The sequence below is a fragment of the Streptococcus oralis genome (genome assembly GCF_965111685.1).
Taxonomy (GTDB): Bacteria; Bacillota; Bacilli; order Lactobacillales; family Streptococcaceae; genus Streptococcus; species Streptococcus oralis_B.
The window spans coordinates 1531585-1544806 of record NZ_OZ217340.1 but is presented as its reverse complement, the minus strand read 5'-3'; the positions used below and the strand labels follow the sequence as shown (position 1 = coordinate 1544806).

Below are 13222 nucleotides of genomic sequence, written 5' to 3'. Positions count from 1 at the left end.
TATGACAATTTACAATATAAATCTAGGAATCGGTTGGGCGAGTAGTGGTGTCGAGTATGCCCAGGCCTACCGAGCAGGGATTTTTAGAAGTTTAGACCTAGCATCTAAGTTTATCTTTACCGACTTGATTTTGGCAGACAATATCCAGCATTTAACGGTCAATATCGGCTTTGCGGATGATCAGGTAATCTGGCTTTACAATCATTTTACAGATATCAAGCTAGCACCGACCAGTGTTACAGTTGACGAGGTCTTGGCCTCTTTTGGTGGCCTTGAGAGTCATAGGGAGCAGGACGGCAAGATCTTGCGTGTCTACTTTTCAGACGAGGACAAGTTTGTGACCTGCTACTTGGTAGACTCGGCTAAGAATCTGGTGCGGCATGCAGAGTATGTGTTTGGGGGGAACTTGGTTCGCAAGGATTATTTCTCCTACACACGCTACTGTACAGAGTATTTCGCGCCCAAAGACCAAGTGGCTAGGCTCTATCAACGAACCTTTTTCAATGAAGATGGCAGCACAGCTTACGATATCTTGTTGACTGAGGGACAGGAAGAGGTCTATCGATTTAAGGACCGGATTCTGTACGGGAAACCAGCCCTTATGCGCTATTTTATGCAAAGTTTGAACTTGAGCAAGTCTGATTTGGTCATCTTAGATAGGGAAACAGGGATTGGTCAGGCTGTTTTTGAAGAAGCACAAAAGGCCCATCTAGCAGTTGTCGTTCACGCAGAGCACTATAGTGAAAATGCTAGTAACGAAGACTATCTCCTCTGGAACAACTACTATGAGTATCAGTTTACAAACGCGGACAAGGTCGATTGTTTTATCGTGTCTACGGATCGGCAGAAGGAAGTTCTTGAAGGTCAATTTGCTCAGTACAGTCAGCATCGTCCACGAATCGTCACGATTCCAGTTGGGAGTATTGATCAGCTGACGGAGCCTGCTAGGGAACGCAAACCCTTTTCTCTCATTACCGCTTCGCGTCTAGCCAAGGAAAAACACATTGACTGGCTAGTCAAGGCGGTTATCCAAGCGCATCAAGTCCTCCCAGAGCTCACCTTTGATATTTATGGCAGTGGGGGTGAGGAATCCCTTTTAAGGGAAATCATCACGGCTTACCAAGCGGAGAACTATATCCGGCTCAAAGGGCATGCAGATCTGGCTCAGATTTATCCCCAGTACGAAGTCTATTTGACGGCTTCAACTAGCGAAGGGTTTGGTCTGACCTTGATGGAGGCAGTTGGTTCAGGCTTGCCCCTGATTGGTTTTGATGTGCCTTATGGAAACCAAACCTTTATCCAGGACGGTCAAAATGGCTACTTGATCTCAAGTTCGGATGACCATGTTGAAACGGCGATTAAAAGGGCTTTTGCAGAAAAGATCTGCCAGCTCTATCAGGAAAATCATTTGCCTGATATGAGAACAGCATCTTATGACCTAGCTAGAGGATTTTTAACAGACAAAGTAAGGGACAAGTGGAAGAAGACGATAGAGGAGGTCCTGCATGATTCAACTATTTGATCGATATGGCCAGGAAAGTCGAGATTTGCACGAAAGTTTAGAAGCTGCTGGTCTGTCCCATGCCACAGTTGTGATCGAGCCAGATGGCTTTCTCCCAGATGGGATTCTTTCTCCCTTTACCTACTATCTAGGTTACAAGTCAGGAAAAGCTCTTTTTTTCAACCAAGTAGCCGTACCTGAATTTTGGGAGATTGCGGGTAATAACCAGTCGGCGCATATCCTAGAGGATTCTCGGGAAAGGGGCGTGATTCACTATGTGGATGCTCCTCAGGCCCGTTTGGTCAAGCAAGTCGACTGGAAGGACCTATCCGGTCGCATCTACCAAGCAGATTACTATAACCGATACGGAGCCTGCTTTGCCAAGACCACCTATAGTGCAGATGGGCAGGCTATCCTGACCAAGTACCAGGATGCAAAGGGACAGGAAATTGTCCTAGAAAATCATGTGACAGGCGATATCCTCCTAACCTTGCCCGGACAAGGTCTACGCCATTTTAAAAATCGAGTAGAGTTCACGATTTTCTTTTTGCAAGACTTGGGAATCGACACTCGCCACCTTCTCTTTAACACTCTCGCCACCTCTTTTTTGGTCTCATACCATTATCCAGACAAGAGTGGACAGGACATCTTGGTTTGGCAAGAACCGTTAGGTGATTGTCTTCCTGGGAATATGCAGCTGTTCTTGGAGCAAGGGGAGTTGAGAGCCAAGCAGCTCCTCATACCAGACAAGGCTACCTATGAAAAGGCCTTGGCCTTGGCCAATCCAGCCTATCATGACAAGTTTTTCCATCTAGGTTATCATTATCAGTTCAAAAGAGAAAACTTCGTTCGACCAGATGCTTTGATCGTTACCAACTCGGATCAGATCGAGCATATCGAAACCCTGATTGAGTCCTTGCCAATGGTGACCGTCCGAATCGCGGCAGTGACTGAAATGTCGTCCAAGTTGCTGACCTTGCTTTCCTATCCCAATGTCGTCCTCTACCAAAACGCCAGTCCGCAAAAGATTCGAGAACTCTACCAGCTGTCGGATCTCTATCTGGATATCAATTACGGAAACGAGCTTTTGGATGCTGTCCGTCAAGCCTTTGAGCACAATATGCTCATCCTAGCCTTTAACCAGACAGCTCATAACAGACCTTACACAGCTCCAGAACACCTCTTTGATGTGCAGGCTGTTGGAGACATGATTGCGAAGATTCAAGTAGCTCTCAGCAGTCTTGACAAGATGGGCCAAGCCCTTGGGCATCAAGGCCGCCATGCCAACTATGTGGACTTGGGAAGTTACAAAGAAAGGATGGAAAGGATAATAGGGGAAGGACATGACTAAAAAAGATTTATTTTACAAGGATGTCGAAGGACGCATGGAAGAGTTAAAGCAAGGAGCGCTTAAGAAAGAAAAGCCTACCCGAGGAGAAAAGATCAGTAAAATCTTCTCCATTTTACTCGGTTTGCTCATCCTTCTTACCCTGATCTTTACATTATTAGGAATCCTGAGGTGAAATTGATGGAAGTTTTGATGATTGTAGGAATAATCCTAGCTGTCGCCTTAATTGTCCTGGTTCTCATCCAACCTCGCCAAAGCCAACTCTTTTCCATGGATGCAACCAGCAATATCGGAAAACCAGGCTACTGGCAGAACAACCGATTGGTGAAAATTCTAACTCTTTTGCTCAGTCTCGCCTTGTTTGTCTTGCTCCTTGTTTTTATGATAGTGACCTATCAGTAAGGATGCAGATCCATTCATAGATAAGGAATACTAGACAGGGGGATAATCCAAGCAAATCGGAGGAAAATATGGAACAACAGATTAATGAGAAAGTGATGGGAATTGCACAGAGTGTCCATAAGACTATACCTGTAGCTTGGGAAAATCTTTTTATTAACATTACCTTGACTTTTGATGGTGGAGAAGTCTACTATTTCTTTAACGAAGAAGGGAAAAGTGACTATATCTATAATCTCTATATTCCCAAGAAGTATGAGTTGCCTAATTCAGAATTTAGAGAAAATGAAAGACGCACCTTCAAATTAGCTTGGGAATTGAGGGAAATCTTTAAAAATGAAGAGCAAGCTTTATGGACAACATGTGTTATAAAGATTATTGGTACAAAATTGACTGCTACATTTGACTACGCACCCTGGTTCGAGAGTGGGTTTACCTCAGACCAACAAATGGACTTTTTTGAATATAAATATCTCGGAAAGCAACCAGCTAATGAAAAAGAACTTGAGAAGTTCAAGGCCATGGAAGCCTTCCAGCAAAAATATAATGAGAACTAGTTTCATGTATAAACGGCCACCCTCATGGTGGTCTTTTATGGTATACTGGGATTGTAGAGCCAGTAAATTTGGTGATAACTTAGCATCGGTCAGAAAGCAAGCAAGAAATTTCCAAAAAAAGTATTGAGATAAAAGGAGAATGGGGATGGGAAACAAACTGTTAATGCCAGGAATATCGTTCGGTCACGTTAGTTCAGTAGCGCTTGAAGATTTAAAAAGGGGCTTACTTTCAGTAAATGATGAGAGAGAATGTATATTGCTGATTGCTGAAATCTTAAAAAAGGGAGATTTTACAGTAAAAAACTTGCTGATTGACTTGATGAACCAGATAAAAGATGAAGCAGTACTCAATCTTTGTATTCGATTGTTTTGTTCAGTTTGTACACATGATGATTTAAAAAAAGTTGAAAATTTTCATTTTTTAAGTTCGGCTTCAGAATTTGCGGTATTTACTTTTGTCGCTGGCGCTGTGGAAACAATGTCCTATGAAGTCGTTCCTTACCTTCTTACTCTGTGGGAGGAGTGGGAAGATACAGAAACCGATGTGGAGTACGCTATTCAAGATGCTTTGGATAGCTTTCTCAACTATCGTTCAATTATAGAGGAAAATGCAAGATTAGAAGAAGTTGGAGGTTTATATTTTGATGTAATAAAGAACAAGAACTTAGATTGCTATTATTACAAAACTCTTCAGGTTTTTCCTGGTTTATTTACACAAGAAATTATGACTGCTCTATACATCGCTGCTCAAAAGGAACAGAAATATCATCTTTATCTTCAGGCTTCCCTTCTGTCTATATACACAGGTAAGCAGGTCCCAGTGGATACCAATACTCTTATTTCAAAAAAAGAAATTGATTTGATGGTTCGTTATATTGATGACTTATCAGACAAAGATTGGACGGAAGGTATGAAATATTTTTACGGTCATCCAGTTGAAGAGCTTGTAAAATAATGAAATGGACGATTGATAACAAAGGACTACCTTCACAGTGGTCTTTTATTGTTTTCCAAACGCTAGTCCATAGGGTTTATGGTATACTAGGATTGTAGAGCTAGTAAATTTGGTGATAATTTGGTAGAGGTGCCATCAAGCTCTAACGCCTTCGTTGAGAATTTCCAGAAGAGTGTAGTGAAACTGAAAGATAACATAGCTCGTGCTGGAGCAAACTTTAAGAGGAGAATCAAATGAAATACGATAAAATTAAAATTGCACAGGAAATAGCCAGAGCTGTAGGGGGAGTTCCTCAAGCCTATACATTTAGAAATCACGATAACAAATTAGATTTATTTATTGGAGAGAATCGTCCGGACGATTATTTAACAACTGCAGCAACAATCGGTTTATCAGAATATACCATTTATCGTCGAATAAATGATAAGCCTTTAAGAGTTGAAATCATTGGAGCAGCTGATGCAGAGCTGGAATATTTTCCAAATATTATAGCAGATTGTGGTTTTAATATCGTGAGAGGAGAATATAGCATCTCTCCTGGTGCAGTCTATCCAAATATAATTAGAAATTACTATCCTAATGCGAAAGTAAATCATATATTTTTCACTCAGCCTTTCTTGTGGGAACTGGAGTCTTTTGATTTTGATGAAGAGTATGTTACGTGGCTACAAGCTATCCCTATTACAGAAGCTGAGCTTCAATTTATAGAAAAGCATGGAGCCGAAGTAGGAGCGCAGAAGTTGGAAGCATTGTTTGAAGAGCATCAGATAGATGTTTATGATTTTATGAGGCCTTCTGTAGTGTAATCAATTTTTTATCTTTTTTCAGGAGCAGGAGTAGAAACCTGCTTTTTTAAAATTCTTCAATATCCGTTGTAAGTCCGATCTTCCTTTCAGCTGATGTGCGAATTCTGTCATTGATTGAATCTACTACATATCTGATGGGAATGAGGCACGCAATTTGATAGAGTAGCTCTCCGAAAGGAGCTGGTAGTTACGATGAACACTCTATGGATTTGGATTTTTACCTTACAATTTATTAGGTTAAAAAATTTTTTGCTCTAACCACCTTCGAGGTGGTCTTTTTGCAGTTTATCAAGGAGTGGGATATAGGGTTTATGATATACTAGGATTGTAGCGGAACAATAATAGAATGAATTGGAGGAAAATATGGAAAAACAGATTAATGAAAAAATTATCGAAATTGTGCATCAAGTCAACGATATGATTCCAGTTGAGTGGGATGATTTGTATATTAATATTGAATTAGATAGAACTTTGAGTGGAGGAATTTACTTCTTTTATAAGATTTTGAATGAGTATCAATACTTTTTAGATATTCCAGAGCTATACTCGCTGTCAAGTGATTTATTTGATAAGGAGTATGATGTTTTGTTTGAAAAAGCACAGGAATTAAAAAAAGTCTTCATGGATAATGAGTTAGCAGATTGGTATTCTTGTATTATTCACTTAGATGAAAATAATAAGTTATCAGTCGACTATGACTACGCTCCATGGTTGAAAAGTGGTTATGGTCCAAGTGCTCGAATGGATTTCTTTGAATACAAATACCTCGGCAAGCAACCAGCTAACAAAAAAGAACTAGAACAGTTCAAGGCCATGGAAGCCTTTCAAAGAGAGCATAATCAAAAGTAGTATAAGCTTGATTGCATTTTGAAGAATGTGATTTTTTAAGCATTGCTGTTAATGCGAATTGGAGGATAAAATGTTAGAAAACTTTGTCAAAGTGGCAGATATGCCCAAAGATGTTATTGAAAAATATAAAAATCAAGTTCCAGCTGAGTTAGTTCAAATTTGGCAGGAAGATGGTCTAGGAACTTTTCTTGATGGTTATCTGAAGGTAATTAATCCGGATGATTATCTTGAGCTTCTCCAAGATAGCTATTTCAGAGGAGATGTCGCTTTTCCTATGTTCGCGACGGCATTTGGAGATATTATTACTTGGGAAAAGGATGCTTACGTGGGAATTGTCCAATACAATATTCAGGATCTGGATATTATTTGTAAGGGTCTGGATTTATTCATTCGATTTTTAGATAATTCATATGTGACTGATAACTTTGAACTTAATTTATATAGGCAAGCTGTTGCCAAACATGGTCAATTAGCCTACGATGAGTGTTTCGGTTTCGTTCCACTTCTAGCATTAGGTGGCTTTAAAGATGTAGACCACATGGATAAGGTAAAAGTCTTGGAGCACATTTACCTCATGTACCAGCTGACAGGCGGTGTGATGGACGATTAGGAGTTGCTATTTCTTTTTTGAGAACAGTGTTAGGGAATAAAATTCCCCTCCAAATGCAAAACAAAAGAACCTCAGAGGAAGTCCTCTGAGGTTCTTTGAGTTCTAGTTTCCATATTTCTGATAAAAATCGACCTTGACCTGGATAAAGGTTTCGACTTCGCGTAGTAGTTGCAGGAGGGTGGCACGGGTTTCAAACTCCTCACGTGTTTTCGGGAGACTCCGATTGCGGAAGACTTGCAGATAGCGTTCGATGTCATCAAGTAGGTCATGAGCAGGATTGGTCTGACTTAGCTGGGCAGCAATCTTTGAAAAGAGCTGGGCCAAGATCAAACTCTCACTTGCGGCCAGGTGACAGGTATTGATCTGCTGGGCCATATTTCGCAGGATGCGACTTTGTCGCTGTCTCATCTCAAAGTAATGGATGTGGTAGTCCGTCTGGTGAAAGAGATGGTCCGAGTGATCCAAATAAACCAGTTTGAGAGCCTCATCGAGGAGCTTGTCTAATTGGTCAACGAGTTGGGCTTGATTGCGTCCGTCTCCTCTTGACAGATAGTATTTAAAGCGAAGCAGGATGTCTTTTAACTTTTCCTCGACTTGAAGGTGGTAGCTTTGGATGGCTTTCTCACGAGAGGGCATATAAAGGTTGACCAATAGAGCAAAGCTTGTCCCGATGAGAAAGAGGAGTACTTCATTAAGCAAGAGCTCTGGAGAAGTAGACTCCTGTACTAAGAGATGACCGACCAAGACACTGCTAGGTGTGATGCCGATTTCCCAGCCCATTTTGTAAGCAAGAGGCACATAAAGAGCTAGGTATAGGCCCAGACTCCAGATGTGAAAGCCCGTCAGCTGAAAGGCTAGAACACCGATAGCGAGCGCGAGGAGCATGGAAAAGAGGCGGTTACGTGCTAATTTCAGCGTGCTTCTGCGCGTGTCGGAGAGGCTTAAGAGAGCGATGATTCCAGCTGAAACTGCTGATGATAAATCTAAAAAATAAGCGAGTAAACAAGCGAGACAGGTCGCTAAGACCAGTTTGGTCGTGCGTTGAGTGAGAGACATGAAAATTTCCTAAACTAATAGAATCAAGTGTTTAACGAGGAGTCAGAGACTAGGGGCGAAGTTTTCGGTTTGTAGCATACTCGGCAACCGCTGTAAAGAGGACATCTGTTGAAGAGTTCAGGGCTGTTTCGCAGGAGTCTTGCACGACTCCGATCACAAAACCGACTCCGACAACCTGCATAGCCAAGTCGTTGGAAATCCCAAAGAGGCTACAAGCTACAGGAATGAGGAGAAGGGATCCCCCAGCAATTCCAGAGGCCCCGCAGGCAGAAATGGCAGCCACCACACTGAGAACAAATGCTGTCCCAAAGTCTACCGAAATCCCTAATGTATTGACCGCAGCCAGGGTCAGGATATTTAGGGTAACAGCAGCGCCAGCCATGTTGATGGTCGAACCAAGCGGGATGGAGACAGAGTAGGTATCAGGATTCAGTCCCAGGTCTTGACAGAGTTTCATATTGACAGGGATATTTGCAGCAGAGCTACGAGTGAAAAAGGCTGTAATACCACTGACACGTAAGCATTTCAAAACAAGGGGATAGGGATTTTTCCTCATAAAGAGAAAGGCGATGAGCGGGTTGATGATGAGAGCAACAAAGGCCATGGTAGCAATCAAGAGTCCTAGGAGGACACCGTAGTTAGCCAGACTGGCAATGCCCTTGTCAGAGATGGTCTTAAACACCAAACCTAAAATCCCAAAGGGAGCTAGGTTGATAATCCATTCCACGATTTTAGAGGTGACATCCGCTATGGTTCTCAGTAATTCTTTACTGTGTTTACTTGCCTCTCTCATAGCCAAGCCAAAGATAACTGCCCAAGAGAGAATCCCGATATAGTTGGCTTCGACAATAGCATTCAAGGGATTGTCCACCAGTTTGAGCAAGAGGTTGCTGAGGACTTGACCGATACCGTCAGGAGCAGCAACTTCTGTATTTGCGCTGGTCAGGGTGATTTGCACAGGCAGTAAGAAACTAGCTAGAACGGCTACCAACGCAGCAGCAAAGGTTCCAAGCAAGTATAGGAGGATGACAGTCTTCATATTGGTGTTTTGTCCCTTTTGGTGTTGGGAAAGGGCATTGGCAACAAGGGCAAAAACCAAAATAGGAGCGATGGCTTTCAGTCCACCTACAAAGAGGTCTCCAAGCAGACCAATTCCTGTAAGGTTTGGAAAGAGCATTCCTAATGTAGCTCCAAAGATCATTCCAATAAGGATTCGTTTGATGAGGCTTGCCTTGGTCCAGGCTCTAATGATTCGTTTCATAGCAGTCTCCTTCAAATGTATTGTTTATAATTATAGTATAAATATGCTATAGAGGCAAGTGATATTTTGAAAATAGGGCCGATAATTGAATAATTATTAAAGAAAAGAGAAGGGCTATTTTATGGTATAATAGGAAAAAGGAGTTTTATATGCAAGATTTTTTTCAACGCTATTTTGATAAACTTGATTTAACAACCATATTAGAGAATCTCTTGACCAAGGTGATTTCTCTTTTGATTTTGTTTTTACTATTTTATATAGCTAAAAAGATGCTTCATGCGACTGTACGAAAGATTGTCAAGCCCTCGCTTAAATTTTCAAATCGAGATGCAGGAAGACAAAAGACCATTTCTCGTTTGCTGGAGAATGTCTTTAACTACATTCTTTATTTCTTTCTGCTCTACTGTATCCTATCTATCTTAGGTTTGCCAGTTTCCAGCCTCCTTGCTGGTGCTGGGATTGCAGGGGTGGCCATTGGGATGGGAGCACAAGGCTTTCTATCTGATGTCATCAATGGCTTTTTCATCCTCTTTGAACGCCAGCTCGATGTGGGCGACGAGGTGGTTCTCACAAATGGACCTATTACCGTATCTGGCAAGGTCGTCAGCGTAGGGATCCGTACGACCCAACTGCGAAGTGAGGATCAAGCCCTTCACTTTGTTCCCAACCGAAATATCACTGTTGTCAGCAACTTTTCCCGCACAGAGTAGGTCTGCTATTTTGGCAGATTTGTGGTACAATAGAAAGAGTTTGGTAAAGGAGAAAATATGTTTTTAGAAAAGCAGTTGGGCAATGGATGCACTTGGATTAACCTAGATTTGGGAAAATTGAAAAAACTAGAAGATCTCTCTGAAATCTATGGATTGGACAAGGAAACCATCGAATACGCACTGGATAGAAATGAGCGCGCCCACATGGACTACCACCGCGAAAGTGGAACCGTCACCTTTATCTACAATGTATTGGATTTGAAAAAGGACAAGGAATACTATGAAGCCTTTCCCATGACCTTTATTGTGGAACATAATCGCTTGATTACGATTAGCAATAAGAAAAATGCCTATGTGATTGAACAGATGACACGTTATTTAGAGAGTCATGATATGCTTTCTATTTATAAATTTCTCTTTGCTAGTCTGGAAATCATCAGCAATGCCTACTATCCTGTCATCGAACAGATGGATAAGAGTAAGGACGAGGTCAATGGCCTCTTGCGTCAGCGAACGACCAAGAAAAACCTCTTTGCCCTTTCCGACTTGGAAACTGGTATGGTCTATCTGACAGCGGCTGCCAAACAAAACCGCATGTTACTAGAACATATCCAAGGACATGCTCTTTATCGCGGTTTTAACGAAGTTGAGAGAGAACAGTTTGATGATGCCATGATTGAGGCTCACCAGCTGGTTTCGATGACCGATTTGATTTCTCAAGTTCTGCAACAACTATCAGCCTCTTACAACAATATCCTAAACAACAACCTGAATGATAACTTGACAACCTTGACCATCATTTCAGTTTTACTAGCAGTCTTGGCGGTAGTGACGGGTTTTTTTGGGATGAATGTTCCCCTCCCCTTCACAGATGAGCCCTATGCTTGGGTCTACATCAGCTTGGCGAGTGTGGTCTTATGGCTGGTTTTGTCATTGATTTTGAGAAAAATTGCGAAAAAAAGTTAAGAAAAGGAGCCAGAATGGCGATTGAAAAATATATGCCAGATTTTGCTGTGGAAGCAGTCTATGATCTGACAGTCCCAAGCCTGCAGGCGCAGGGGATCAAGGCTGTTTTGGTCGATTTGGATAATACCCTCATTGCTTGGAACAACCCTGATGGGACGCCAGAGATGAAACAGTGGCTACATGACCTTCGGGATGCAGGTATTCGCATCATCGTGGTCTCAAATAATACTAAAAAACGGGTCCAACGCGCAGTTGAGAAATTTGGAATTGATTACGTTTATTGGGCCTTGAAGCCTTTCACATTTGGGATTGATCGTGCCATGAAGGAATTTCACTATGAGAAAAATGAAGTGGTCATGGTTGGTGACCAGCTCATGACCGATATTCGGGCAGCGCATCGTGCAGGAATTCGCTCAATTTTGGTCAAACCCTTGGTCCAACATGACTCTATCAAGACGCAGATCAACCGAGCTCGCGAGCGCCGTGTCATGAAGCAAATTACTGAAAAGTACGGACCGATTACATATAAAAAAGGAATCTAACTATGGAAGAAATTCTCTGTATTGGTTGTGGAGCAACCATTCAGACGACAGACAAGGCTGGTCTTGGATTTACGCCCCAGTCGGCACTCGAAAAAGGGTTGGAGACAGGCGAAGTCTATTGCCAACGCTGTTTCCGTCTCCGTCATTACAATGAAATCACAGATGTCCAGTTGACGGATGATGATTTCCTCAAGCTCTTGCACGAAGTGGGAGATAGTGATGCCTTGGTGGTCAATGTCATTGATATTTTTGACTTTAATGGTTCTGTCATCCCAGGCTTGCCACGCTTTGTATCGGGCAATGATGTCCTCTTGGTTGGAAATAAAAAAGATATCCTGCCCAAGTCAGTTAAGCCGGGCAAGATTAGCCAATGGCTCATGGAACGTGCCCACGAAGAAGGTCTTCGCCCTGTGGATGTCGTTCTGACTTCAGCTCAAAACAAGCATGCCATTAAGGAAGTCATTGATAAGATTGAGCATTATCGTAAGGGACGCGATGTCTATGTGGTCGGTGTGACTAACGTAGGAAAGTCAACCCTCATCAATGCCATTATCCAAGAAATAACGGGTGACCAGAATGTCATCACGACTTCGCGCTTCCCAGGGACAACCTTGGACAAGATTGAGATTCCGCTTGACGACGGATCTTATATTTACGATACACCGGGAATCATCCACCGTCACCAGATGGCCCACTACTTGACGGCTAAAAATCTCAAGTATGTCAGTCCTAAAAAGGAAATCAAGCCCAAAACCTATCAGCTCAATCCTGAACAAACCCTGTTTCTAGGTGGTCTCGGACGCTTTGACTTTATTGCAGGAGAAAAACAAGGATTTACTGCCTTCTTTGATAATGAACTCAAACTCCACCGTACCAAGCTTGAAGGCGCTAGTGCATTCTACGACAAGCACCTCGGAACCCTTCTCACACCGCCAAATAGCAAGGAAAAAGAGGACTTTCCAAAACTAGTCCAGCATGTATTTATTATCAAGGACAAGACTGATCTGGTCATCTCTGGCCTAGGCTGGATCCGCGTAACAGGCACCGCCAAAGTCGCCGTCTGGGCACCAGAAGGCGTCGCCGTCGTCACAAGAAAAGCCATTATTTAAAACAAAATCACTGAGCGAACAAAGTGAGCTCATAAAAAGATACTTATTGCCGTGGTGTGATTGCCAATCTGTAGATTGGCAAGGGGCACACTTGAGACTTAGGCTCAAGTGTGAGGTCAGGAAATCCATTTTTCAAAGATGAAATCTTTGGAAAATTAGTTCCGACCGTCCCCCACCACCTAAAATAACTATCAAAAAACAAGGAAGAAAGATTATGTCATTAACATCAAAACAGCGTGCCTTTCTCAACAGTCAGGCGCACCCCCTCAAACCCATCATTCAAATCGGGAAAAATGGTCTCAACGACCAAATCAAAACTAGCGTCCGTCAAGCTCTTGACGCCCGCGAATTGATTAAAGTCACACTCTTGCAAAACACAGACGAAAACATCCATGAAGTAGCTGAAATTTTAGAAGAAGAAATCGGTGTGGATACTGTCCAAAAAATCGGACGCATTTTGATCTTGTTTAAGCAATCCAGCAAGAAAGAAAATCGCAAGATTTCCAAGAAAGTTAAAGAAATCTAAACACCTACTCCAAACAACTGTTTTTAC

At 42.2% G+C, this 13222-nt stretch carries 16 protein-coding genes; 14 read left to right on the top strand and 2 right to left on the bottom strand.

What is annotated here, in order from left to right:
• The first annotated feature begins 1 nt into the window (after position 1).
• The 9 genes from gtfA to ACLV7H_RS07935 all read left to right on the top strand — a co-directional run bounded on the left by gtfA (position 2) and on the right by ACLV7H_RS07935 (position 7025).
• Entirely contained in the window at positions 2–1522 is a 1521-nt protein-coding gene (gene gtfA, locus ACLV7H_RS07975) for an accessory Sec system glycosyltransferase GtfA (RefSeq protein ID WP_411866863.1), read from the top strand.
• On the top strand, positions 1506–2852 hold the full coding sequence (gtfB, locus tag ACLV7H_RS07970; RefSeq protein ID WP_411866862.1) for an accessory Sec system glycosylation chaperone GtfB: 1347 nt from the start codon (positions 1506–1508) through the stop codon (positions 2850–2852). The genes gtfA and gtfB overlap by 17 nt, the downstream gene beginning before the upstream one ends.
• Positions 2845–3024 (top strand): accessory Sec system protein Asp4, encoded by a 180-nt coding sequence (gene asp4, locus ACLV7H_RS07965; protein WP_045590408.1) that lies wholly within the window; start codon positions 2845–2847, stop codon positions 3022–3024. The genes gtfB and asp4 overlap by 8 nt, the downstream gene beginning before the upstream one ends.
• Before the next feature lie 5 nt (positions 3025–3029).
• Positions 3030–3251, top strand: a complete 222-nt coding sequence (gene asp5 / locus ACLV7H_RS07960) for an accessory Sec system protein Asp5 (protein WP_411866861.1) — start codon at positions 3030–3032, stop codon at positions 3249–3251.
• A 68-nt stretch (positions 3252–3319) separates the two neighbouring features.
• Entirely contained in the window at positions 3320–3805 is a 486-nt protein-coding gene (locus ACLV7H_RS07955) for an immunity protein YezG family protein (protein ID WP_411866860.1), read from the top strand.
• A 145-nt stretch (positions 3806–3950) separates the two neighbouring features.
• On the top strand, positions 3951–4760 hold the full coding sequence (gene imm47, locus ACLV7H_RS07950) for an Imm47 family immunity protein (protein ID WP_411866859.1): 810 nt from the start codon (positions 3951–3953) through the stop codon (positions 4758–4760).
• Positions 4761–4993: 233 nt separating this feature from the next.
• Positions 4994–5566: a suppressor of fused domain protein gene (locus ACLV7H_RS07945; protein WP_000872726.1), complete on the top strand. Its 573-nt coding sequence runs from the start codon at positions 4994–4996 to the stop codon at positions 5564–5566.
• A 363-nt stretch (positions 5567–5929) separates the two neighbouring features.
• Entirely contained in the window at positions 5930–6415 is a 486-nt protein-coding gene (locus ACLV7H_RS07940) for an immunity protein YezG family protein (RefSeq protein ID WP_411866858.1), read from the top strand.
• A 70-nt stretch (positions 6416–6485) separates the two neighbouring features.
• Positions 6486–7025 (top strand): T6SS immunity protein Tdi1 domain-containing protein, encoded by a 540-nt coding sequence (locus ACLV7H_RS07935; RefSeq protein ID WP_084945393.1) that lies wholly within the window; start codon positions 6486–6488, stop codon positions 7023–7025.
• Positions 7026–7127: 102 nt separating this feature from the next.
• On the opposite strand, the gene ACLV7H_RS07930 is transcribed toward ACLV7H_RS07935, so the two are convergent.
• A complete protein-coding gene (locus ACLV7H_RS07930; protein ID WP_411866857.1) occupies positions 7128–8081 on the bottom strand; it encodes an aromatic acid exporter family protein in 954 nt (317 codons plus the stop codon).
• Positions 8082–8130: 49 nt separating this feature from the next.
• Positions 8131–9342, bottom strand: a complete 1212-nt coding sequence (gene sstT / locus ACLV7H_RS07925; protein ID WP_411866856.1) for a serine/threonine transporter SstT — start codon at positions 9340–9342, stop codon at positions 8131–8133.
• A 149-nt stretch (positions 9343–9491) separates the two neighbouring features.
• Here sstT and ACLV7H_RS07920 point away from each other — a divergent pair, with 149 nt between their 5' ends.
• From ACLV7H_RS07920 to yhbY, 5 genes are all read left to right on the top strand, one after another.
• A complete protein-coding gene (locus ACLV7H_RS07920; protein ID WP_411866855.1) occupies positions 9492–10052 on the top strand; it encodes a mechanosensitive ion channel family protein in 561 nt (186 codons plus the stop codon).
• Between the two features lie 57 nt (positions 10053–10109).
• Positions 10110–11018 carry a magnesium transporter CorA family protein gene (locus ACLV7H_RS07915; RefSeq protein WP_411866854.1) on the top strand — a complete coding sequence of 303 codons (909 nt, stop codon included), beginning with the start codon at positions 10110–10112 and terminating at the stop codon, positions 11016–11018.
• A 14-nt stretch (positions 11019–11032) separates the two neighbouring features.
• The gene (locus tag ACLV7H_RS07910) at positions 11033–11560 is read left to right on the top strand and encodes a YqeG family HAD IIIA-type phosphatase (protein ID WP_198460050.1); all 528 of its coding nucleotides are present in this window, start codon (positions 11033–11035) and stop codon (positions 11558–11560) included.
• Positions 11561–11562: 2 nt separating this feature from the next.
• A complete protein-coding gene (yqeH, locus tag ACLV7H_RS07905) occupies positions 11563–12669 on the top strand; it encodes a ribosome biogenesis GTPase YqeH (RefSeq protein WP_411866853.1) in 1107 nt (368 codons plus the stop codon).
• 214 nt (positions 12670–12883) lie between these two features.
• Positions 12884–13195 (top strand): ribosome assembly RNA-binding protein YhbY, encoded by a 312-nt coding sequence (gene yhbY / locus ACLV7H_RS07900; protein ID WP_045590430.1) that lies wholly within the window; start codon positions 12884–12886, stop codon positions 13193–13195.
• Positions 13196–13222 lie beyond the last annotated feature (27 nt).

Bases quoted from the DNA above. Each gene is read 5' to 3' on its own strand.
- gtfA (WP_411866863.1), top strand. From the start codon at position 2: ATGACAATTTACAATATAAATCTAGGAATCGGTTGGGCGAGTAGTGGT.
- gtfB (WP_411866862.1), top strand. From the start codon at position 1,506: ATGATTCAACTATTTGATCGATATGGCCAGGAAAGTCGAGATTTGCAC.
- asp4 (WP_045590408.1), top strand. From the start codon at position 2,845: ATGACTAAAAAAGATTTATTTTACAAGGATGTCGAAGGACGCATGGAA.
- asp5 (WP_411866861.1), top strand. From the start codon at position 3,030: ATGGAAGTTTTGATGATTGTAGGAATAATCCTAGCTGTCGCCTTAATT.
- ACLV7H_RS07955 (WP_411866860.1), top strand. From the start codon at position 3,320: ATGGAACAACAGATTAATGAGAAAGTGATGGGAATTGCACAGAGTGTC.
- imm47 (WP_411866859.1), top strand. From the start codon at position 3,951: ATGGGAAACAAACTGTTAATGCCAGGAATATCGTTCGGTCACGTTAGT.
- ACLV7H_RS07945 (WP_000872726.1), top strand. From the start codon at position 4,994: ATGAAATACGATAAAATTAAAATTGCACAGGAAATAGCCAGAGCTGTA.
- ACLV7H_RS07940 (WP_411866858.1), top strand. From the start codon at position 5,930: ATGGAAAAACAGATTAATGAAAAAATTATCGAAATTGTGCATCAAGTC.
- ACLV7H_RS07935 (WP_084945393.1), top strand. From the start codon at position 6,486: ATGTTAGAAAACTTTGTCAAAGTGGCAGATATGCCCAAAGATGTTATT.
- ACLV7H_RS07930 (WP_411866857.1), bottom strand. From the start codon at position 8,081: ATGTCTCTCACTCAACGCACGACCAAACTGGTCTTAGCGACCTGTCTC.
- sstT (WP_411866856.1), bottom strand. From the start codon at position 9,342: ATGAAACGAATCATTAGAGCCTGGACCAAGGCAAGCCTCATCAAACGA.
- ACLV7H_RS07920 (WP_411866855.1), top strand. From the start codon at position 9,492: ATGCAAGATTTTTTTCAACGCTATTTTGATAAACTTGATTTAACAACC.
- ACLV7H_RS07915 (WP_411866854.1), top strand. From the start codon at position 10,110: ATGTTTTTAGAAAAGCAGTTGGGCAATGGATGCACTTGGATTAACCTA.
- ACLV7H_RS07910 (WP_198460050.1), top strand. From the start codon at position 11,033: ATGGCGATTGAAAAATATATGCCAGATTTTGCTGTGGAAGCAGTCTAT.
- yqeH (WP_411866853.1), top strand. From the start codon at position 11,563: ATGGAAGAAATTCTCTGTATTGGTTGTGGAGCAACCATTCAGACGACA.
- yhbY (WP_045590430.1), top strand. From the start codon at position 12,884: ATGTCATTAACATCAAAACAGCGTGCCTTTCTCAACAGTCAGGCGCAC.